At 71.3% G+C, this 20,203-nt stretch carries 21 protein-coding genes; 11 read left to right on the top strand and 10 right to left on the bottom strand.

What is annotated here, in order from left to right; genetic code table 11:
- Window positions 1–17 precede the first annotated feature (17 nt).
- A complete protein-coding gene (locus tag ACWH49_RS02135) occupies window positions 18–431 on the top strand; it encodes a DUF2177 family protein (protein ID WP_448169946.1) in 414 nt (137 codons plus the stop codon).
- On the opposite strand, the gene ACWH49_RS02130 is transcribed toward ACWH49_RS02135, so the two are convergent.
- Complete coding sequence (locus ACWH49_RS02130) at window positions 415–1,725, bottom strand: PQQ-dependent sugar dehydrogenase (RefSeq protein ID WP_448169945.1); 1,311 nt, start codon at window positions 1,723–1,725, stop codon at window positions 415–417. The two genes, ACWH49_RS02135 and ACWH49_RS02130, sit on opposite strands and share 17 nt — an antisense overlap.
- 69 nt (window positions 1,726–1,794) lie before the next feature.
- Window positions 1,795–3,234: an ATP-dependent RNA helicase DbpA gene (gene dbpA, locus ACWH49_RS02125; RefSeq protein ID WP_448169944.1), complete on the bottom strand. Its 1,440-nt coding sequence runs from the start codon at window positions 3,232–3,234 to the stop codon at window positions 1,795–1,797.
- 155 nt (window positions 3,235–3,389) lie between these two features.
- Between dbpA and ACWH49_RS02120 the strand changes: the two genes are divergently transcribed.
- Both ACWH49_RS02120 and ACWH49_RS02115 read left to right on the top strand, forming a co-directional pair.
- Window positions 3,390–3,584: a hypothetical protein gene (locus tag ACWH49_RS02120; RefSeq protein ID WP_448169943.1), complete on the top strand. Its 195-nt coding sequence runs from the start codon at window positions 3,390–3,392 to the stop codon at window positions 3,582–3,584.
- A 141-nt stretch (window positions 3,585–3,725) separates the two neighbouring features.
- A complete protein-coding gene (locus ACWH49_RS02115; protein WP_448169942.1) occupies window positions 3,726–4,103 on the top strand; it encodes a BON domain-containing protein in 378 nt (125 codons plus the stop codon).
- 16 nt (window positions 4,104–4,119) lie between these two features.
- Here ACWH49_RS02115 and ACWH49_RS02110 read toward each other — a convergent pair whose 3' ends face one another.
- Together ACWH49_RS02110 and ACWH49_RS02105 are read right to left on the bottom strand one after the other, a co-directional pair.
- Window positions 4,120–4,569, bottom strand: coding sequence for an FKBP-type peptidyl-prolyl cis-trans isomerase (locus tag ACWH49_RS02110; RefSeq protein WP_448169941.1), 450 nt, complete (start codon window positions 4,567–4,569; stop codon window positions 4,120–4,122).
- Between the two features lie 17 nt (window positions 4,570–4,586).
- Complete coding sequence (locus tag ACWH49_RS02105) at window positions 4,587–5,243, bottom strand: DsbA family protein (RefSeq protein ID WP_448169940.1); 657 nt, start codon at window positions 5,241–5,243, stop codon at window positions 4,587–4,589.
- A 57-nt stretch (window positions 5,244–5,300) separates the two neighbouring features.
- Here ACWH49_RS02105 and ACWH49_RS02100 point away from each other — a divergent pair, with 57 nt between their 5' ends.
- Both ACWH49_RS02100 and ACWH49_RS02095 read left to right on the top strand, forming a co-directional pair.
- Complete coding sequence (locus ACWH49_RS02100; RefSeq protein ID WP_448169939.1) at window positions 5,301–6,317, top strand: tRNA dihydrouridine synthase; 1,017 nt, start codon at window positions 5,301–5,303, stop codon at window positions 6,315–6,317.
- A complete protein-coding gene (locus tag ACWH49_RS02095; protein WP_448169938.1) occupies window positions 6,314–6,541 on the top strand; it encodes a hypothetical protein in 228 nt (75 codons plus the stop codon). The genes ACWH49_RS02100 and ACWH49_RS02095 overlap by 4 nt, the downstream gene beginning before the upstream one ends.
- 10 nt (window positions 6,542–6,551) lie before the next feature.
- Here ACWH49_RS02095 and ACWH49_RS02090 read toward each other — a convergent pair whose 3' ends face one another.
- On the bottom strand, window positions 6,552–7,211 hold the full coding sequence (locus ACWH49_RS02090; RefSeq protein ID WP_448169937.1) for a thiol:disulfide interchange protein DsbA/DsbL: 660 nt from the start codon (window positions 7,209–7,211) through the stop codon (window positions 6,552–6,554).
- A 241-nt stretch (window positions 7,212–7,452) separates the two neighbouring features.
- Between ACWH49_RS02090 and ACWH49_RS02085 the strand changes: the two genes are divergently transcribed.
- A complete protein-coding gene (locus tag ACWH49_RS02085; RefSeq protein WP_448169936.1) occupies window positions 7,453–9,798 on the top strand; it encodes a penicillin-binding protein 1A in 2,346 nt (781 codons plus the stop codon).
- A gap of 17 nt (window positions 9,799–9,815) precedes the next feature.
- Here the strand turns inward: ACWH49_RS02085 and ACWH49_RS02080 are convergent, their stop codons facing one another.
- The gene (locus ACWH49_RS02080; RefSeq protein ID WP_448169935.1) at window positions 9,816–10,634 is read right to left on the bottom strand and encodes a peptidoglycan DD-metalloendopeptidase family protein; all 819 of its coding nucleotides are present in this window, start codon (window positions 10,632–10,634) and stop codon (window positions 9,816–9,818) included.
- A 157-nt stretch (window positions 10,635–10,791) separates the two neighbouring features.
- Between ACWH49_RS02080 and ACWH49_RS02075 the strand changes: the two genes are divergently transcribed.
- A complete protein-coding gene (locus tag ACWH49_RS02075) occupies window positions 10,792–11,898 on the top strand; it encodes a hypothetical protein (RefSeq protein ID WP_448169934.1) in 1,107 nt (368 codons plus the stop codon).
- A gap of 15 nt (window positions 11,899–11,913) precedes the next feature.
- On the opposite strand, the gene ACWH49_RS02070 is transcribed toward ACWH49_RS02075, so the two are convergent.
- On the bottom strand, window positions 11,914–13,698 hold the full coding sequence (locus tag ACWH49_RS02070; protein WP_448169933.1) for a glutamine--tRNA ligase/YqeY domain fusion protein: 1,785 nt from the start codon (window positions 13,696–13,698) through the stop codon (window positions 11,914–11,916).
- A 156-nt stretch (window positions 13,699–13,854) separates the two neighbouring features.
- Here ACWH49_RS02070 and ACWH49_RS02065 point away from each other — a divergent pair, with 156 nt between their 5' ends.
- Together ACWH49_RS02065 and ACWH49_RS02060 are read left to right on the top strand one after the other, a co-directional pair.
- Window positions 13,855–14,232 (top strand): hypothetical protein, encoded by a 378-nt coding sequence (locus tag ACWH49_RS02065; RefSeq protein ID WP_448169932.1) that lies wholly within the window; start codon window positions 13,855–13,857, stop codon window positions 14,230–14,232.
- A gap of 131 nt (window positions 14,233–14,363) precedes the next feature.
- Window positions 14,364–14,834, top strand: coding sequence for a glycine zipper 2TM domain-containing protein (locus ACWH49_RS02060; RefSeq protein ID WP_056464253.1), 471 nt, complete (start codon window positions 14,364–14,366; stop codon window positions 14,832–14,834).
- Between the two features lie 16 nt (window positions 14,835–14,850).
- Here the strand turns inward: ACWH49_RS02060 and ACWH49_RS02055 are convergent, their stop codons facing one another.
- The 3 genes from ACWH49_RS02055 to ACWH49_RS02045 are packed head-to-tail and all read right to left on the bottom strand — an operon-like array spanning window position 14,851 to window position 17,409.
- On the bottom strand, window positions 14,851–15,675 hold the full coding sequence (locus tag ACWH49_RS02055; protein ID WP_448169931.1) for a LytR/AlgR family response regulator transcription factor: 825 nt from the start codon (window positions 15,673–15,675) through the stop codon (window positions 14,851–14,853).
- Complete coding sequence (locus tag ACWH49_RS02050) at window positions 15,672–16,781, bottom strand: sensor histidine kinase (RefSeq protein WP_448169930.1); 1,110 nt, start codon at window positions 16,779–16,781, stop codon at window positions 15,672–15,674. Before ACWH49_RS02050 ends, ACWH49_RS02055 begins: the two co-directional genes overlap by 4 nt.
- 16 nt (window positions 16,782–16,797) lie before the next feature.
- A complete protein-coding gene (locus tag ACWH49_RS02045; protein ID WP_448174289.1) occupies window positions 16,798–17,409 on the bottom strand; it encodes a DUF6622 family protein in 612 nt (203 codons plus the stop codon).
- 96 nt (window positions 17,410–17,505) lie between these two features.
- Here ACWH49_RS02045 and ACWH49_RS02040 point away from each other — a divergent pair, with 96 nt between their 5' ends.
- Entirely contained in the window at window positions 17,506–18,327 is an 822-nt protein-coding gene (locus ACWH49_RS02040) for an SDR family NAD(P)-dependent oxidoreductase (RefSeq protein ID WP_448169929.1), read from the top strand.
- 40 nt (window positions 18,328–18,367) lie between these two features.
- Window positions 18,368–20,158: a M14 family metallopeptidase gene (locus ACWH49_RS02035; RefSeq protein ID WP_448169928.1), complete on the top strand. Its 1,791-nt coding sequence runs from the start codon at window positions 18,368–18,370 to the stop codon at window positions 20,156–20,158.
- Window positions 20,159–20,203 lie beyond the last annotated feature (45 nt).

Below are 20,203 nucleotides of genomic sequence, written 5' to 3'. Positions count from 1 at the left end.
TCCCGGAGTCCATCGGCATGTCGTCCCAGCGCTTCACATTGATTCAGTTGCTCGCCGCGTACGCGGTCGCGCTCGTTGTGATGGGCGCGCTCGACGGCGTCTGGCTCGGCTGGCTCGCGAAGGACTTCTACCGCGAGCAACTCGGACCGCTGATGACGGACTCCGTGCGCATCGTGCCGGCGGCGATCTACTACCTCGGCTTCCCGGCGGTCATCGTCTACCTCGCGCTGACGCCGGCGGCGAGCCTCGGCGAGGCGGCGCTGCGAAGCGCGGTGCTCGGCCTGGCCGCGTTCGGCGTGTACGACCTGACCAACCTCGCGATCCTGCGCGGCTACACGCTGACGATGGCGGCGGTCGACATGGCCTGGGGCACGTTCGCCAGCGCCGTCGGTGGCGCGGCGGCGTACCGGGCCGTCATGGCGCTGCGCTGACCCGCCAGATCACATTGCCGACGTCGTCGGCGACCAGCAGCGCACCCTTCGCATCGAGCGCCACGCCGACCGGGCGGCCGTGGGCCTTGCCGTCCTCGGTCAGGAAGCCCGTCAGCACGTCCACCGGCGCGCCAGTCGGCCTGCCGCCGCTGAACGGGACGAAGATGACCTTGTAGCCGCTGTGCGGTTGGCGGTTCCAGGAGCCGTGCTGGCCGATGAACATGCCGCTCGCGAAGCGCGCCGGCAAACTGGTGCCCTGGGACCACGCGAGGCCGAGCGACGCGGTGTGCGGCCCGAGCGCGTAGTCCGGCGGGATCGCCTTCGCGACCAGGTCCGGCCGGGGCGGCGTGACGCGCGCGTCGACATGCTGGCCGTAGTAGCTGTACGGCCAGCCGTAGAACGCGCCCTCGCGCACCGAGGTCAGGTAGTCCGGCACCAGGTCGCTGCCGATCTCGTCGCGCTCGTTCGCGACCGTCCACAGCGTGCGGGTCGTCGGCTCCCAGGCCATGCCGTTCGGGTTGCGCAGGCCGGTCGCGAACAGGCGCTTGGTCCCCGCCTTCGGATCGACCTGCCAGATCGCGGCCCGGCCCTCTTCGGCGGCCATGCCGTTCTCGCCGACGTTGCTGTTCGAGCCGACCGTGACGAACAGCTGCGTGCCGTCGCGGCTCGCGATCACGTTCTTGGTCCAGTGGTGGTTGCGCGGTCCGGCGGGCAGCTCGACCACGGGCTGCGCCGGCCCGCCAGCGCGCGTCGCGCCCGGCGTGTAGGGCAGGCGCACCAGCGCATCGGTGTCGGCGACGTACAGGTCGTTGCCGACCAGGGCCATGCCGAACGGGGAATTCAGGTTCTCGGCGAATACCGTGCGCGTCTCGGCCACGCCATCGCCATCGGCGTCGCGCAGCAGCACCAGGCGGTTCGCGCTCGGCGTGCCGGCGCCGGCCTTCTTCATCACCAGCCCCATCACCCAGTTGCGCAAGCCTTTGTGGTCCTCGGGCTTGGGCGGTGCGTTGGTCTCGGCGACCAGCACGTCGCCATTCGGCAGCACGTACAGCCAGCGCGGGTGATCGAGGCCGCGCGCAAACGCCTTGACGCTCGTGCCGGCCGCGGCGGTCGGCGTTTCGCTGTCGGCCCAGCCACGCGCGGGCGCGATGTTGACGGTCGGCAGCAGCGTCTTGTGGGGCGGCGGGAGCGCCGGGTTGGCGCCGGTGCCGGCGTCGACGGTGAGCGTGGCGATGTCGCCGCAACCGACGAGCGCGGCGGTGGCGGCCGCGAGGGCGATGAGCGTGATCTTCATCGGTCCGACTCTCGCGCGCGCACCGCCGCGCGCCTGTAGGCAACGGCCCCGCGCATGCGTCGGGGGGCGCTACTCCTGGACCAGCCGGACCTTGACCTTCTTCCCCTTGACGCGGCCGGCGGCGAGCCGCTCGAGCGCCTGTTTCGCGATCTGGCGGTCGACCGCGACGTACGTGGAGAACTCGTTGACGTTGATCTTGCCGATCTGCGCGGCGCTGAAGCCCGCCTCGCCGGTCAGCGCGCCCAGCACGTCGCCGGGGCGGATCTTTTCCTTGCGGCCGCCGACGATCTGCAGCGTCACCATCGGCGGCAGCAACCGCCCGCCAGGCGCGGGCGTGAGTTCGGCGAGCGGGAACCAGGTCACCTCGCGGCCCTGCACCTGCTCGATCCGGCCGACGCTGCCCATCTCGTCGAGACTGGCCAGGCTCAGCGCCAGGCCCGTCGCGTCGGCGCGGCCGGTGCGCCCAATGCGGTGGATGTGCAACTGCGGGTCCGGCGTCGTATCGACGTTGATCACGGCTTCCAGCTGGGCGATGTCCAGGCCGCGCGCCGCCACGTCGGTCGCCACCAGCACCGAGCAGCTGCGGTTCGCGAACTGCACCAGCACCTGGTCGCGCTCGCGCTGTTCGAGTTCGCCATGCAGCGCCAGCGCGGCGAAGCCCTGGGCCTTCAGCACGTCGACCAGGTCGCGGCACTGTTGCTTGGTGTTGCAGAACGCCAGCGCGCTGGCGGGGCGGAAGTGGTTCAGCAGCAGCGAGACGGCATGCAGCCGCTCGCTGTCCTTGACTTCATAGAAGCGCTGCTCGATCTGCGCGGCGTCGACCTGCGCGCGCACCGTCACCGTCGTCGGGGCGCGCATGAACTGCTGCGCGAGCTGCGCGATGCCGTCGGGGTAGGTGGCCGAGAAGAGCAGGGTCTGGCGCTCCCTGGGGCACAGCTTGGCGACGCGGGCAATGTCGTCGAGGAAGCCCATGTCGAGCATGCGGTCGGCCTCGTCGAGCACCAGCGTGCGCAGCGCATCGAGGCGCAGCGCGCCGCGGTCGAGGTGGTCGAGCACGCGGCCCGGCGTGCCGACGATCACGTGCGCCCCGTGCTCGAGGCTCGCGAGCTGGTTGCGCAGCGGCACGCCGCCGCACAAGGTCAGCGTCTTCACGTTGTCCTCGCTGCGGGCCAGCCGGCGGATCTCGGTGCTGACCTGGTCGGCGAGTTCGCGGGTCGGGCACAGCACCAGCGCCTGCACCGCGAACGGCTGCGATTGGTCGTCGAGCTTCAGGCGCGCCAGCAGCGCCAGCGCGAATGCGGCGGTCTTGCCGCTGCCGGTCTGGGCCTGGACGATCAGGTCGTCGCCGGCCAGCGCGGCCGGCAGGCTGGCCGCCTGAACCGGCGTCATCGCGAGGTAGCCGAGCGTGACGAGGTTGGCACGTTGCGCCGGCGAGAGCGCGAGGCGATCGAACGAGGGGCCGTCGGCGGGTCGGTCGACAGGGGAAGAGGGGGTGTCGGAGCGGGTCATTCGAGATTATCGCGGCCGTCGGCCCGACGTCGTGGATGGCGCTTCACTGACACGGCGTGCCGAGTCGTCCTGACATCGCCGTCCCGCGTTGATGTCGATACTGCTTGCAGGCGCCGGTCGATCCGACGATGCCACCGACACAGGAGTGACGCTCTATGAACGCTTCTTACGAAATCCGCTTCCAGTCCCTGTTCCACGAGGGTCGCGCACTCTCCTTCCCGTGCGACGAGCAGGGGCAGGTGGCACTCGACTCGTTGAGCGACCGGGCCCGCGACAACTATCTGTATGCCCGCGCCGTCATCGGCCGGGAGTACGCGTACCCGATGGTGCGCCCCAGCGTCCCGCACTGAGCGCTGCGTCGGCCGGGAAGGGCGGCGCCGGATGGGCACTGTCCGACAGCCGATTCGCCACGCTGCCGACGGCAGCCCTCGCGCCGGGCTTCTAAGGTTGTCTCACCTCGCCGGGCATGCCGGCCAAACAGGAGAACCTCGATGAAGCAACGAATCCTGACGATGACGATCGGCGCAATGGTCGCGACCCTGGCGCTCGCCGGCTGCGACAAGCGCGAACAGGCTGCTGCCAAGAATGACACGGCGGTCGCGATGGACCGGGCCGGCAATGCGGTCGAGAAAACCGGCGCGAAGATCGGCAACAAGATCGACGACGCGATGATCACGACCTCGGTGAAGGCTGAACTCGCCAAGGATGCGAACCTCAGCGCGATGAAGATCAATGTCGACACCTCGCAGGGCCGGGTGGTGCTCAAGGGTTCCGCGCCGAGCAACGAGGCGCGCGAACATGCGACCACGCTGGCCCAGAACGTCAAGGGCGTCGTCGCGGTCGACAACCAGTTGAAGGTCGGCGGCTGAGACGCGAGCCCTGCGTTCAGGGCTTCGTGATTCCGAGCAATTCCACCTCGAACTGCAGCGGCGTGTTCGGCGGGATCAGCCCGCCGCCCGCGCCGCGTTCCCCATAGGCCAGCGCGGCCGGGCAGGTCAGCTTCGCTTTGCCGCCGACCTTCATCAGCTGCACCCCTTCCGTCCAGCACTTGATGACGCCACCCAGCGGAAACTCGGCCGGCGCGTTGCGCTTGTACGAACTGTCGAACTCGCGGCCGTCGGCGAACACGCCGCGGTAGTGGACCTTGACGATGTCGGCGGCCGTGGGCGTGGCGCCCTTGCCAGTGGTCAACGACTGATAGACGAGGCCCGAGGGCGTCACGGTGGCGCCCTTGTCCTGCCTGGCCGTGGCCAGCAGGTCGGTTTGCGCGAGCGCGCCGAGCGAGATCGAAGCCGCGAGCGCGGCGAGCAGGGGGGGGCGGATTTTCATCTTCATGCGGTGTCGTGCGGATGTCAGTGGGAAGGGTCGTGCTCGTGGCTGTGGACGCTCGCCGCGCCGCTCAACCGCTCGCGCAGCGTGCCGATGGGCATGAAGCCGCTGCCGACGAGGTGCAGGTGGTCATCGTGCTCGGCCACCAGCGTCGGAAAGCCGCGGATGCCCCAGGCCTGGGACTGCTGGAAATCCTGCATCGTCAGGTCGCGCATCTTCTGCGATGCGAACGCCTGGCCGAACTCGGCGCGCGGCAGGCCCAGCTCGACGGCGATGTCGGCCAGCACGGCCGGGTCGACGACGTTGCGCGCCTCGGCATAGAACGCGTGCTGCACGGCCTTGAAGTAGCGCCAGACGTGCTGCGGCCAGAGCGTGCGCACCGTCACCGTCGCGCGCGCGGCCGGCTCGGTGTCGTAGACGAAGCCGGGCAGGTGCAGCGCCGTGTGGGGCGCCTGCGCGAACGGCTGGCCGCTCGCCTCGGCCACGCGGTGCCAGTGGCCCGCGAGCTCGCTGGCGCGCTCCGGCGCGATCGGCTCGGTCGTGAACGGGCGCAGCCCGCCCATCACCAGCGCCAGTTGCAGCGGCGCGGCGTCTTGCGGATCGGCCAGCAGGTCGTCGAGCGGCTTCGCGAAGCCGTAGCACCAGGAGCACATGGCGTCGCCGACGTAGATCAGGTTCATCGAGTCATCTCAAAGCACGGATCGCGGGACTCTAGCGGAATCGGGGACACTCGCTGCATGACCATCCTATTGGCCCCGATGGAGGGCTTGCTCGACCACACGCTGCGCGACATCCTGACGCGCGCCGGCGGCGTGGACCGCTGCGTGGCCGAATTCATCCGCGTCACCGGCACGCTGTTGCCGGAACGCGTGTTCACACGCGTCGTGCCCGAACTGAACAATGGCGGGCGCACGCGCGCCGGCGTGCCGGTGCGGCTGCAGCTGATGGGCTCCGACCCGGTCTGCCTGGCGGAGAACGCGGCGCGCGCGGCGGGCCTCGGTCCCTCCGGCATCGACCTGAACTTCGGCTGCCCGGCCAAGATCGTCAACCGCCATGGCGGCGGCGCCGCGCTGCTGCGGGACCCGGCGCTGCTGAACCGGATCGTCGCCGCGGTGCGCCGCGCGGTGCCGGCGGCAATGCCGGTGTCGGCCAAGATGCGGCTCGGCTTCGACGACCCGGACAGCGCGCTCGACTGCGCGCTGGCGATCGTCTCGGGCGGCGCCGAGGAACTGGTCGTGCATGCCCGCACCCGGGCCGATGGCTACCGGCCGCCGGCGTACTGGGAGCGCATTGCCGACATCCGCGCCGCGGTCGCGGTGCCGGTGATCGCGAACGGCGAGATCTGGAGCGTGGCCGATGCGCGCCGGTGTCGCGAGCGCTCGGGTTGCGACGCGCTGATGCTCGGCCGCGGCATGGTCAGCGACCCGGGCCTGGCGCTCGCGATCCGCGCTGCCGACCGGGGCGACGCGGCCGCGGACGGGCTCGCCTGGGCCGCGCTGCAACCCCTGCTCGCATCGTTCTGGCAACTCGTCTGCAGCCACGTCGAGCCGAAGGCGCGCGCCGGGCGCCTGAAACAATGGCTCAACTACCTGCGCCGCCGCCACCCGCAGGCCGACGTGGCGTACCAGGCGGTGCGCACCCTGAACGATCCGCGACAGGTGGCCGAGCGGCTCGGACTCGTCGCCGAGGCCGGAATGCCGGCGCCCGCGAGCACGCTCGTATTCGAATCGCTGGAGGAGGCGGTCACGACATGAAGACCTGGAACATCGAAGTGCAGAAGGTCAAGGCCATGGCCCATGGCCATGGGTTGATCCGCGCGCAGATCGACGCGCTGGTCCAGCCGACGCCAGCGCGCGACGAGGGCATGCCCTCGTCAGTCCTGAGCCTGAGCGAGGACAACGCCCGCGTGCTGGTGCTGCTGCTGAAGGCTCAGCTCGCCGAGCTCGACTCGCGCAAGGCGAAGAGCCGGCGCGGCTGACGCGACCGGGTCAGCTCTTCGTGCTGCGGGCGCGCTGCAGCAGGTAGTCGACCACGGCGGTCGCCTGCTCGAGACCGCCGGCCTGGCCGGGCGACGTGGCGTAGCGGCCTTGAACGACCATCGTCGGCACGCCATCGATCTTGTACGCGGCCATCATCTTCTTGGCGCGGGCCACGCTCGTCGCGACCGAGAAGGAATTGAAGACGTTGGTGAACTTGGCCGCGTCGACGCCGTTCTTCGCCATCAGCGCGGCGATGTCGGCCGGCTTGTCGAGGTAGTTGCGCTCGACGTGGATGGCCGCGAAGACCTTGCGCTGCATCGCGTCGACCTGGCCCATCGTCTCGAGCGAGTAGTACGTGCGCATCAGGTTCTCGAAGTTCGCGAGGAACGGCACCGGCACGCGGTGGAAGGCCACGTCCGCAGGCAGCGCCTTCGACCAGGCCGCCACCGTCGGCTCGAACGCATTGCAGTGCGGGCAGGCGTACGAGAAGAACTCGATCACCTCGAGCTTGGCCGGGTTCATCACCGGCACCGGCGGCTCGATCTTGGTGAACTGCCGGCCCTCGACCGGCGCGCCCGCCTGGGCGTGGGACCCCGTGGCGAACAGCGAGGCGGCAGCGGCACCGAGGCCGGTGCCGACGAGGCGGGTGGAGAAATCGCGACGATTCACGTTCTGGTCCTTGTGATGGCAACCGCCGACAGAGTGGGCGGCCGCGGGAAAAGTTCAGTGGCGCCCGATCACAACGCACCGGGGCCGGCGCGCGCCGACACCGCGGCGCGCGGGCCGGGCTGGACAGCGATTCTCCAACATGCACCGTGCGCCGTCGGCGCGGCCTGTAGGCTCGCTCCGACCGCCGGTCGCGCCACACCCTGTCACCTGGCCCGCCGGCGCTGTGCGACCATTCGCTCCGATGCCGAACGACATAGAGGATCCCGCCGACCCGGGGCGCCCTCCCACCGAATCTCCCCGCCGCTGGCCGCGACGACTGACACGGGCGCTGCAATGGGCCGGCCTGGCCGCAACCGCCGCCGCCGCCGCGGGCGCCGTCTACATCTGCGTGCTGGTCTACTCGACGCCGGACGTCGACGAACTTCGCCGCGCGCAATCGATGCGCCCCAGCGTCATCCTGTCGTCCGACGGCGAAGTGATCGGCCGGTTCTCGAATGTCTACCAGGCGCCGGTCACGCTGAAGGACGTGCCGAAGGACCTGGTCAACGCGCTGATCGCGACCGAGGACCGGCGCTTCTACGAACACCACGGCATCGACCCCGCGCGCATCGTCGGTTCGGCCTGGGGCATCGTCAACGGGCGCATGCAGGGCGGCTCCACGATCACGCAGCAGCTGGCGCGCAACCTGTTCCCGCAGGAGATCGGCAACGAGAAGAGCCTGAACCGCAAGCTGCGCGAGGCGATCACGGCGTTGCGCCTGGAGCGCACCAGCACCAAGGCGCAGATCCTCGAGAGTTACCTCAACTCCGCGCCGTTCCTCTACAACGTGCGCGGCATCGAGATGGCCGCGCGCACCTACTTCGACAAGCCCGCGTCGCAGCTCGACACCGCGCAGTGCGCGACGCTGGTCGGCATGCTCAAGGGCACGCAGCGCTACAACCCGGTGCGCAACCCCGAGCGCGCGCGCGAACGCCGCAACCTGGTGATGGCGCAGATGGTGCGGCGCGGGGACCTGACCCCGACGCGCTACGACCAGCTGCGCCAGCAGCCGCTGGTGCTCGCGTTCAAGCGGCCCGAGGACGGCGATATCGGCCAGGCCAGACATTTCGTCGCGTACGTGCGGGAGCAGCTTGTCGAGTGGGCCGACGCGCACGATGTCGACCTCGACACCGACGGCCTGGTGATTCGCACCACGCTGGACGCCAGGCTGCAGCGCATCGCGCAGGAGGCGGTGGTGCAGCAGGTCGGCCTGCTGCAGCGCCTGGCCGGCGAGGAGTGGGCCGATGCGCGGATGCGCGCGGTGCGCATCAAGCCGCCGGCCGCGGGCAGCGCGCCGCTCAAGGGCGCCGGCGCCCCGTTTGCGGAGTTCTGGCGCGCCCATGCGCCGATGCTGGCCGAGATGGCGCGCGACACGCCGGACTTCCGGCTCGCCAAACAGGCCGGGCAGACCGATGCGCAGGCGCTCGCCAGCGTGCTGGCCGACACCGCGACGATGGACAGACTGCGCGACGAGAAGACCCGCCTGTCGGCCGGCTTCATCGCGCTCGATCCGTCCACCGGCGCGGTGCGCGCGTGGGTCGGCAGTCCCGATTTCGCGCGCGAGCAGTTCGACCACGTGGCCCAGGCCAAGCGCCAGCCGGGTTCGACCTTCAAGCCCTTCGTCTACGGCGCCGCCATGCAGCGCGGCATCTCGACCGAGCACCGCTACCTCGACGGTGCGATCGACATCGCGCTGGCCGACGGCGGCGTCTGGCAGCCCACCGACGGCAGCGGCCCGTCGGGCGAGATGATGACGATGCGCGAAGGCCTGGTGCAGTCGAAGAACACGATCACCGCGCAGGTGATGCAGGAGGTCGGCGCCGAGGCGGTGGTCGGCTTCGCGCGTGCAGCCGGCGTGCGCGAGGCCAAGCTCGATCCGGTGCCGTCGCTGGCGCTGGGCACCAGCCCGGTCAGCCTGTACGAGATGAGCCAGGCCTACGCGACGCTCGCTGCGCTCGGCGAGCGCCGCGCGCCCTTGTTGATCCGCCAGATCAGCGACCGGCAGGGCCGCGTGCTCGAGACCTTCGAGAGTCCACCCGAGCGGGTGCTCGACGCGACGCTGGTCGCCAAGCTCGTCGACGTTATGCGCGGCGTGCCGCAGACCGGCACCGGAACCGCGGTGCGCAGCGAGTGGAACGTCAAGGGCGACCTGGCCGGCAAGACCGGCACCACGCAGAACAATACCGACGGCTGGTTCATGCTGATCAGCCCGACGCTGGTGACGGGCGCGTGGGTCGGCTTCAACGACCCGCGGGTGACGATCCGCAGCAACTACTGGGGGCAGGGCGGGCACAACGCGCTGCGCCTGGTCGGCGCGTTCGTGCAGCAGGGCCAGAAGGCCAAGCTGATCGACGCGAAGGCCGAGTTCCCGAAGGTCGTTCGCGACCCGCCGGAGGCCCCGGCCGAACCGGCATCCGGCGCCGAACCGGAATCCGGCGGCGGGCTGGCGGGGTGGCTCGGCTTGCCGTCTTTGCCGGCGCGCCCGGCGCCATCGTCGGCCGACGCGGCGGCCGAGAAGCAGCAACGCGATCAGGCGCTGGGCCGCTGAGCTTCGGTGCCGCGCGCCTAGCGCTCCGCGGCCAGGAACAGCGCCGGGTCGACCATCGCGCGGTTCAGACTGACGCCCCAGTGCAGGTGCGGCCCGGTGGCGCGTCCGGTCGCACCCACCGCGCCGAGCGGCGCGCCGGCCGCCACGACGTCACCCACCCTCACGCCGATCGCCGAGAGGTGGCAGTACATCGTCAGCAGGCCGCCGCCATGGTCGAGCCACACGGTGTTGCCGTTGAAGAAATAGTCGCCGGTGTCGATCACGCGGCCCGCGGCCGGCGCCACGACCGGCGTGCCTTGCGGCGCGGCGATGTCCATGCCGCTGTGCGGATTGCGCGACTGGCCGTTGAACACGCGGCGCAGGCCGAACGAACTCGAGCGCCGGCCCGGCACCGGCGCGGCCAGCCGCAGCGTGTCCGGGGGCGTCTCGGAGTAGGTCGCGGCGATCGCCTTCAGGTGCGCGGCCTCGCGCTCGTAGCGGGCCAGATCGGCCGGCGCCAGATCGACCTGGCCGGGCGCGACCGAGAGCCGCTGTTCCGCGTACTTCCAGGGCTTGACCGCAAACGACATAGTGGCAAGGCCGCCGTCCGCAGCCTGGACGGTCAGTTCGGCCGGCCCCGGCACGGTGGCGAGCGGCAGACCGACCAGCGCTGTCCACCGGCCGCCGTCGCGCACCACCAGGGCCGGCACATCGCGATAACGCACCTTGGGCGCGTCCGTCGCGGGGCCGAGATCGATGCGCGCCACGCCACCGGGCGCCAGGCGTTGCTGCGGCAGTTCGAGGCCACGAGCGTTCGCGGCGAGCGCGAGCGCCGCGACCATGACAGAAAGGGACATGAGGTTCATCGCGCGATGATGCCGCAGCACGAGGCGCCACGCCGCTGTCACAACGCGTAACCCGATCGGTCGGACCGCTGCCACTTATGCACGCCCCGGCACCGCGCCGCTCACTAGGATCGACGCTCGGCCTTCTGCAGGGCCCGGGAGCGGTGAGATGGCGGCGAGATGGCTGTTCGGTGCGGTGCGATGCGCGACCCTGGTCGGTGCGATCGCCGTCGCCGCGTTGGCTCTCGGCGGCTGCACGACCACCGGCGTGCTGCTCGGCGCCGCGGGTCTGGCGACCGACACCAGCGTGACCTGGGAAGTCGTCAAGCACGTGCACGGCCGCCTGACCGAGGGCGACGACCCGCCGTGCCAGCGCCTGGACAGCGTGCAGCGTGCGCTCAACGTGCGCTGTGGCGCCTTCGTGCCGGGCAGCGTCAGGGTTCAGGACCTGCGCAGTCCGCGGCTGCAGGGCTGCGTGCTGGCCGTCGCGACGCGCGAGCCGCGGTTCTGGGCCGCGCTGCCGGAATTCATCGACAAGGGGGCGTCGCCGGAGGCCTGCGCGCGCTCGCCGCTGGTCGAGCTGGCGCAGGCGAACGCGTGTCCCGACTTCGCGGCCGCTTCACCCAGCGAGTTGCGCGCGTTGCGCTGGCTCGCCGAAGCCGATGCGCGCGCGGTGCAGCACGACGTGGTGCGCATGCTCGGCTGCCCGAACGCCCGCCGCGTCGGTCTCGATGCGGTGCTGACGACCTGGCTCGAGCAGGGCGCGCTCGATCCCGGCCAGGTCGGCTTCGGCCCCCTCGGCGCGCTCCACCCCGACCTGTTGGCCACGCCGCTGGCGCGCGCGTTGGAGGCTCGCGGCCACACCGCGCAGGCCGGGCTCGGTGGCCACGACGGCCAGCTCCCGGGCGGTTTCGAACTCGCGCTGCGCGACAGCCATTGGGCCGCGCTCGAGTGGTGGCTCGCCCGCGTGCCGGAACTGGCCAACCGCGTGCCGGCGGCGCAGGGCCGTCAACTCGCGTGGGCGCCGCTGGAGCGCGCGCTGCGCCCTGGCTTCCTGACGCATCCGCAGACGCAGCGCGATCTGGTCGGGTTCCTGATCGCACGCGGCGCCGACCCGTCGCGCAAGCTGTTCTACGACGCCAGCCGCTCGATCCTGCAACAGGCCCGCGCGCTGAACAGCCCGCTGGTCGCGTTGCTCGATCAGTCGCCGGCGGCGCCGCCGGCCACTGCCGTGGCGGACGCCTCGCGCGCGGTCATCGCCGGGCCGGGCCAGTAGCCGCGTCAATCCGGGTCACTTGCCCCAGGAATCCTTGAGCCCGGCGATGCGGTTCAGCACCGGCCTGGCAGCGGCGTGATCGACCCGGTCGGCGACGAAGTAGCCGTGGCGCTCGAACTGGAACTTGTCGTCCGGCTGCGCGTTCGCGAGTGACGGCTCGATGTAGCCATGGACGACCCGCTTGCTGGCCGGGTTCAGCGCGGCCTTGAAGTCCTTGCCGCCGGCGTCGGGCTGGGCTTCGGTGAACAGGCGGTCGTACAGGCGCAGCTCGGCGGGCAGCGCGTCGGCGACGGCGAGCCAGGTGATCGTGCCCTTGACCTTGAACGCGTCGGCGCCGGGCGTGCCGCTGCGGGTGTCCGGCACGACGGTCGCGGTCACCGCGGTGACCGCGCCGCTCGCGTCCTTCTCGCACCCGGTGCACTCGACGACGAAGCCGTACTTGAGCCGCACGCGGTTGCCCGGGTACAGGCGGAAGAAGCCCTTGGCCGGCACCTCGGCGAAGTCGTCTCGCTCGATCCACAGCTCGCGGCCGAGGTGGAACGCCCGCGGCGCGAGTTCCGGCCGATGCGGGTTGGCCGGCGCATGACAGGGTTCGAGTCGGTCGTCGCCGCCGAACAGCTCGCCGAAGTTGGTCAGCTTCAGCTTGATCGGGTCGATCACGGCCATCGCGCGCGGCGCCTTGCCTTCGAGGTCTTCGCGCAGCGCGATGTCCAGGCTCGCGTAGTCGGTCCAGCCGCCGGCCTTGCTGGTGCCGGCGCGCTCGCACATCAGGCGGATCGCCTCGGGCGTGTAGCCGCGCCGGCGCAGGCCGACGATCGTCGGCATGCGCGGATCGTCCCAGCCGTCGACGATCTGCTCGTCGACCAGCTGCCGCAGCCTGCGCTTGCTGGTGATCACGTAGGTCACGTTCAGGCGCGCGAACTCGTACTGGTGCGGGCGCGGCTGCGCCAGCAGGCCGAGCGTGCACAGCGTGTCGAGCAGCCAGTCGTACCACGGCCGCTGGTCCTCGAACTCGAGGGTGCAGATGCTGTGCGTGATGCCTTCCAGCGCGTCCTCGATCGGGTGCGCGTAGGCGTACATCGGGTAGATGCACCACGCGTTGCCGGTGTTGTGGTGTTCGGCGTGCTTGATGCGGTAGAGCGCCGGGTCGCGCAGGTTGATGTTCGGGCTCGCCATGTCGAGCTTGGCGCGCAGCACCGCCGCGCCGTCGGGCAGCGCGCCGGCGCGCATCTCTCGGAAGCGCGCGAGGTTCTCGGCCGGGGTGCGGTTGCGGAACGGGCTGTCCGTGCCGGCGTGGCCGAAGTCGCCGCGGTTGGCGCGCATCTGCTCCGGCGTCTGCTCGTCGACGTAGGCGAGGCCGGCATCGATCAACGCCTCGGCCGCGCGGTACATGAAGTCGAAGTAGTTGCTGGCGTAGTACAGATGGCTCGTGCCGTTCGATTCCCAGCCGTAGCCGAGCCAGGTCACGGCGTCGAGGATGCTGTCGACGTACTCCTGCTCTTCCTTCTCGGGGTTGGTGTCGTCGAAGCGCAGGTGGCACACGCCGCCGTATTCCGCCGCGAGGCCGAAGTTCAGCGTGATGCTCTTGGCATGGCCGATGTGCAGGTAGCCGTTCGGCTCGGGCGGGAAGCGCGTGCGCACCTTGGCCGGGTCCAGCGGACCGGCGGCGTGGTGCGCGGCGTCGCCCGGGCTGCCGGCGAATCGGCGCTGCGCGTAGGTGCCGTCGGCCAGGTCGCGCTCGACGATCTGTCTCAAGAAGTTGCTGCTGGGCTTGGGCTGGGAATCGACGGGTGCGGTCATGGGATCCATCTGCCGCGGATGGGCCGCTGGCGGTGGCGGGATTCTATCGGCGGGGCCCGCTTTACCAGCGGATACCTCTTCGCGGTCAACGTCGCCCCGGGGTTCGCGTTGGAGATGCACACGGGCCGCATTGCGGTCCCGCTGAAGGAGTCCCAGATGATCAAGTCCGCACTCTTCGCGCTTGCCACCGCCGGCGCCGCGCTCGCCTCCCCCAGCGCCCACGCCGGCGTGTCCTGGTCGATCGGCATCAACGCCCCTGTTCTGGGCGCGGTCGTGTCCAACGCGCCGGGCTACTACTACGACGAGCCCGTGTACGCGCCGGCGCCGGTCTATGCGCCCGTGCCGGTCTACCGGGCCGCGCCGCGCGTGATCTACGAACCGCGCCCGATCTACTATCGGCCGCAACCGATCGTGTACCCGCGCTACTACCCGGCGTGGGGCCATGACCGGGGTCGCTGGGACCACCGCGGGGATCGCGGCGGCCGCGACCACGACGGCCACCGCGGCGACCGGGACGGCCACGGCCACCGCTGAGTCGCTCCGCTGTGGGCGAATGACTACGCCGCGCACCGGCCCGGCCCCACAGCGGGACCGCGGGTCGGCCTAGCGGGCGGCCCGGGGTGCGGCGACACGATGGCGCCATCCCAGAACTTCAGGAGACCGCAATGCGTATCCGCCAACTTTCCCTGGCCACTTCCCTCGGCGCGCTGGCGCTGCTGACCGCCTGCGCGGCGCCGCCGTCCTACCGCGGCGACCAACGCGTGTACGAATCCCAGCCGGTCAACCGGCAGGTGCCGCGCTATGCGGAATACGGCCGGGTGGAAAACATCGGCTACGTCCAGGTCTCGCAGCGCCCGAGCGGCGCGGGTGCCGTGCTCGGCGCAGTGATCGGTGGCGTGATCGGCAACCAGTTCGGCAGCGGCACCGGCAAGGCGCTCGCGACCGGCGCAGGCGCGGTCGGCGGTGCGGTGGCCGGCAACGCGATCGAAGGGCGCACGCGCCGCGACGACGAGGTCTACCGCGTCACCGTGCGCTTCGACGACGGCAGCGTGCGCGACTTCGACTTCCAGCGCGTCGACGACCTGCGTCGCGGCGATCGCGTCAAGTTCGAGGACGGCCAGCTCCACCGCATGTGAGGTCGGCACGCCGCGGCTACATCGCCTTGAAGAGGTGGGCGTAGAGGCGGCTCGCGACGAGCTTGTCGGCGTGTCCGCGCAGGGTCAGGTGGACCTTGCCGGACTCGTCACGCGTGGCCGTGGCGATCGCGTCGGCGCGCACCACGGTGCCGCGGTGGATCTGCCGGAAGCGCTGCCCATCGAGTTGCGGCAGCAGGTCGCGCAAGGACGTGCGAATCAGGTACTCGCGCGCTGGTGTGACCACGCGGATGTACTTGTCCGCCGCCTCGAAGTACAGCACCTCGCCGATCGGCACCAGGTGCACGGCGTTGCCGACGCTGGCCTGGATCACGGTCAGCCACGGCGGCGCGCCGGGCGCGACGGCCTGTGCACCGACGCCCGGCGCGGCCAGCAGGCTGCGCAGTTGCGCCAGCGTCGCGTCGAGTCCCCCCGCCGCTGGCTTCGTGCGCGCCTGCAATGCCGCACGCAGGCGCGCGCAGGTCTGAGCTAGGCGGTCCGGCTGCACCGGCTTCAGCACGTAGTCGACCGCGGCGTGCTCGAAGGCCTGCAGCGCGTACTGGTCGTAGGCGGTGACGAACACCACCAGCGGCATGGGCGCGCCATCGGTCGGCCAGTCCTCGGCGAGGGCCTGCGCGGCCTCCAGGCCGGTCATGCCGGGCATGCGGATGTCGAGGAACACGATCGCGGGCCGCAGCGCGAGCGCCTGCTCGACTGCTGCCGCGCCGTGGCCGACGTTGGCGACGACCGCGAGCTCCGGCCACGCCCGCGCGAGTTCGGCCTGCAGGTTCGCGGCCAGCAACGGCTCGTCTTCGGCGATCAGCGCGGTGAGGGGGGTGCTCATGTCGCTGCCCCGTCGATCGGCAGTCGCAGGGTCGCGAGCGCGCCGCCCTCGGCATCGTCGGCGGCGGCGAGCGTCAGCGAGGCGCGCGCGCCGTACAGCGCGGCGAGGCGCTCGCGTACCTGAACCAGGCCGAAGCGCGTGCCGTCGGTCGACGCCTCGCCCAGGCCGACGCCGGTGTCGCGCACGCGCAGCACCAGCACGCCGCCGTCGCGCGCCGCGCTCACATCGATGCGGCCGCCGTCGACCGCGGGCTCCAGACCGTGCTTGATGCAGTTCTCGACCAGCGGCTGCAGCAGCAGTGGCGGCACCGGCAGCTCTGCCAGCTCCGCGGGCAGCTCGAAGTGCGTGCGCAGGCGCGGGCCCATGCGCAACTCCATCAGCGCGAGGTAGTCCGCCAGGCGCGCGAACTCGGCCTGCAGCGGGTGCTTGGCGACGCGCGAGCCGGACAGCGTGGCGCGCAGGAAGGCGATCAGCTGGTCGAGCATCGCCTGTGCGCGCGGCGGGTCCATCCCGATCAGCACGCGCAGGTTGGCCAGGGTGTTGAACAGCATGTGCGGCTCGAGTTGCGACTCGAGCAGCTTGAGCTGGTGCTCGGCCGCCTGGCGCTGCGCGGTCTGGATGGCCGCTTCCTTGGCAGCAATGGTCTCGCGGGAATAGAAGTAATAGGTGATCAGCAGGCCGGGCACCACCGCGCCCATCAGCAGCCAGAACGACTGCGCCAGGCTGCCGCGGAAGAACCCGCCGCTGTGGTGCCCGGTGAGCCAGCCGGCCACCGTGTTGCCGACGCTGAAGCCGAACACCGTGCCGACGACGATCAGCGGCAGCATCAGCGGCCAGCCCGGCCAGTCGCTCAGTGCCTCCGGCGTGCCCGGCAGCGCGTGGCGATGCTTCCAGCGCGCGAGCGGCTGGCGACCCAGATCGATCATGATCCAGCAGAGCATGCCGATCGCGACCGAATGCACCAGGCTCGCGAGGAACGAGTAGTCCATCCACCCCGACAGCACCGCGGCGATCAGGACGCAGATCCCGAGCGTGCGCAGGCCGCGCCGCAGGAAGCCGCCATTGCGAGGTTCCGGTGCGGTTGCGGAGTGCAGGGCGGAGGTCATGGTGGCGGATTCTGGCTCAGGCGGCCGCGACGCCCTGGCGCTGGCTGGCCACTGCGCGCAAGCCCAGGCCTCGCGCCAGGAACAGGCCGCTGAACAGCCCGTAGGCGAGGCTGCAGGTGGCCGCGAATGTCGCGTCGGTGGCCAGCGCCGGGTGCATCGCGAGGTTGACGCCGGCGGCGTACTTGATCATGAACAGCGCGACGATCAACGCCAGCGGCAGCCAGCTGCCCGGCACGTGCACGGTCTGCGAGTCGGCCAGCCAGCGCGCGCCACGCACGGCGACCAGGCTGCGCGCGAAGGTCAGGGCGATGCCGAGGCCGGCCGCCCACCCGCCCAGCGCGAGCGGGAAGTGGCCGAAGGCGGTCAGCACCCCGCTCAGCGACAGCGCGACCATCGCGAGCGGCAGGATCGCGATGCGCAGCGGGCTCAGCGCGCGGTCGCGCACCTGCGACAGCCCGAGGGCCAGCAGCGCGGCGAACAGGCCCCAGACCCAGCCGGGGGTGTGAAGAACGATCTGGATCAGCATGGTGCAACTCCTGGTGTGAGAGGGACGGAAGCCGGCGTTCGGTGCCGATGGGTCGCACTGTGCCGAGCCGGCTGCGCCGCCGCGACCACCTTGCGACGAAATGCCGGGCAGGGGCGCGAAACGCCGTGCTGCCGGCGCCAGCGGTCTGCTGCAAAATGGCCCGATCGCCCCCTTTGCGGGCGCACCGGAGGCGAGGAGATGATCGAGACCCCCACCGCGGCGCCCCGTAGCGCCGTCGAAGCGCGGGAGACGCTGGTGCCGCAGGTCGAGTTCGCCGGTGCCCGCTATGGCAGCCTGCGCGGCCAGGGCGTGATCGTCACCGGCGGGGCCAGCGGGATCGGCGCGGACATCGTGCGCGCGTTCGTCGCGCAGGGCTGCGCGGTCGGCTTTCTCGACCGCGACGAGGCCGCGGGTCAGGCGCTGGCGGCTGCGCTCCCCGAGGCGCACTTCCAGGCCTGCGACGTGACCGACGTGCCGGCGCTGCAGGCCGCGATGGCGACCCTGACGGCACGACTCGGCCGTGTCGACGTGCTGGTCAACAACGTCGCGAACGACGAACGCCATGCGATCGAGACGGTCACGCCCGAATCCTTCGACGATCGCGTGGCCGTCAACCTGCGCCCGCACTTCTTCGCGACCCAGGCGGTGATCGGCCCGATGCGCGAGCGCGGCGGCGGTGCCGTGATCAACCTCGGCTCGGCGAGCTGGAAGAACAAGACACCCGGGCTGTCGGTCTACGCCACCTGCAAGTCCGCGATGACCGGCTTCACGCGCAGCCTGGCGCGCGAGCTCGGGGCCGACGGCATCCGCGTCAACTGCGTGGTGCCCGGGTGGGTGATGACGGCGCGCCAGCTCGAACGCTGGGTCAACGCCGACGGCGAGGCCGCCATGGACCGCAACCAGTGCCTGCCGGGCCGCATCGTCGGCGCGGACATCGCGAACATGGTGCTGTTCCTCGCCGCCGACACCGCGCGGATGGTCACGGCGCAGGAATTCGTCGTCGATGCGGGCTGGTCTTGAGCAGGTGGAGCCGTCGATGAAGGCAGTGAAGGAACAAGGGATGCGCAAGACCCTGGGCTCGGCCCTTGCCGCGGCGTTGCTGGCGACGGCGTGCGCGGCCCCGCCGCGGGTCGCGGTGCGCCCGGTGCCGCCGCCGGTCGCACCGGTCCCGGCGGCGCCGGTCGCACCGGTGGCACCGGTCGCGACCCCGACGCCGACCCCGGCGCCGGCGCTTCCCACGATGCGGCCGATCGAGCCGACAGCCGAGCCGACGGCCGGCGCGCCGGCGGCGGCCGCGAGTGCGGCAGGCGCCGCCGAGAGCGCCGGCGTCGCAGCGCGCTTTCCGGATCCGCCGGTCAGCTACCGCACGCCGGCGTTCGAGCCCGGACGCACCGGCTTCACGACCAATGCCGAACTGCGCACTGTCCTCAACGGCCTGGTCCGCGAGGGCGGCGCGACCAGCATCCGGCTCGTGCAGGCCGGCAGCTCGCAGACCGGCGTTCCGCTGGAGGCGCTGCACTTCAGCCGCGGCGCGGTGCCGCTGGCCGCCAGCGGCGCCACGGCCCGCGCGCCGCGACCGGTCGTGCTGCTGGTCGGCCAGCAGCACGGCGACGAGCCGGCCGGGGCCGAGGCCTTGCTGGTGATCGCGCAATCGCTGGCCGGCGGCCCGCTCGCGGCCGTGCTGGACCGCATCGATGTGGTGATCCTGCCGCGCGCCAACCCGGACGGTGCCGCGGTTGACCGCCGTACCAGCGCCGGCGGCATCGACGTGAACCGCGATCACCTGCTGCTGCGCACGCCCGAGGCGCAGGCGGTGGCGCAACTGGTGCGCGAGTTCAACCCGGTGGTCGTCGTGGACGCGCACGAGTTCTCGGTGCTCGGCCGCTACATCGAGAAGTTCGGCGCGGTGCAGCGCTTCGACGCGCTGGTGCAGTACGCGATGACCGCTAACCTGCCCGAGTTCGTCACCAAGGCCTCGGAGGAGTGGTTCCGCAAGCCGATGCTGCAGGCGCTCAGCGCGCAGGGGCTGAGCCACGAGTGGTACTACACGACGTCGACCGACGTGAGCGACAAGAAGGTGTCGATGGGCGGCGTGCTGCCGGACACCGGGCGCAACGTCAACGGCCTGCGCAATGCGGTCAGCTTCCTGATCGAGACGCGCGGCGTGGGCCTCGGTCGTGCGCATCTGCTGCGGCGCGTGCATACGCATGTGGTCGCGATCACCAGCGTGCTGCAGAGCGCCGCGGCGCGTGCAGACGACCTGCAGAAGCTGCGCCGCTTCGTCGATGCCGATGTCGCGGCCAAGGCCTGCCAGGGCGAGGCGATCGTCGAGGCCCTCGCAACGCCGAGCGAATACAACCTGCGCATGCTCGATCCGCAGACCGGCGCCGACAAGACCGTCAACGTCACCTGGGATTCGGCGCTCGAGCTCAACGTCGTCAAGCGCCGGCCGCGGCCCTGCGGCTACTGGCTGGGGGCCGACCAGACCGATGCGGTGCTGCGCCTGCGCGCGCTGGGCGTGCAGGTGCAGCGGCTCGACGAGCCCGGTGCGCTGCGCGGTGCGGTCTACACCGAGACCGCGCGTGAACTCGCCACGCGCAGCGACGTGCGCGGCAGCATCGCGGACGCCGGTGGCATCCTGAAGCTGAAGGTCGAGCTGGTTCCGGCGCTGGTCGACGTGCGCGCGGGCAGCTACTACGTCGGCCTGGACCAGCCGCTCGCCAACCTGGTGATCGCCGCGCTCGAGCCGGACACGCAAAGCGGCTTCGTCGCGAACCGCATCGTCACTGAACTCAAATCACTCGCCCGGGTGCAGGCGCCGCCCGAGACGAAGATGACGCCGATGCAGTAGGCGCGGCGACGCTGTAAGAACCGACGCCCGTCACCGACCGATCGC

It is taken from the genome of Rhizobacter fulvus, assembly GCF_964020785.1.
The sequence above is the reverse complement of the archived record's forward strand: the minus strand, read 5'-3'. Positions and strand labels throughout refer to the sequence as shown.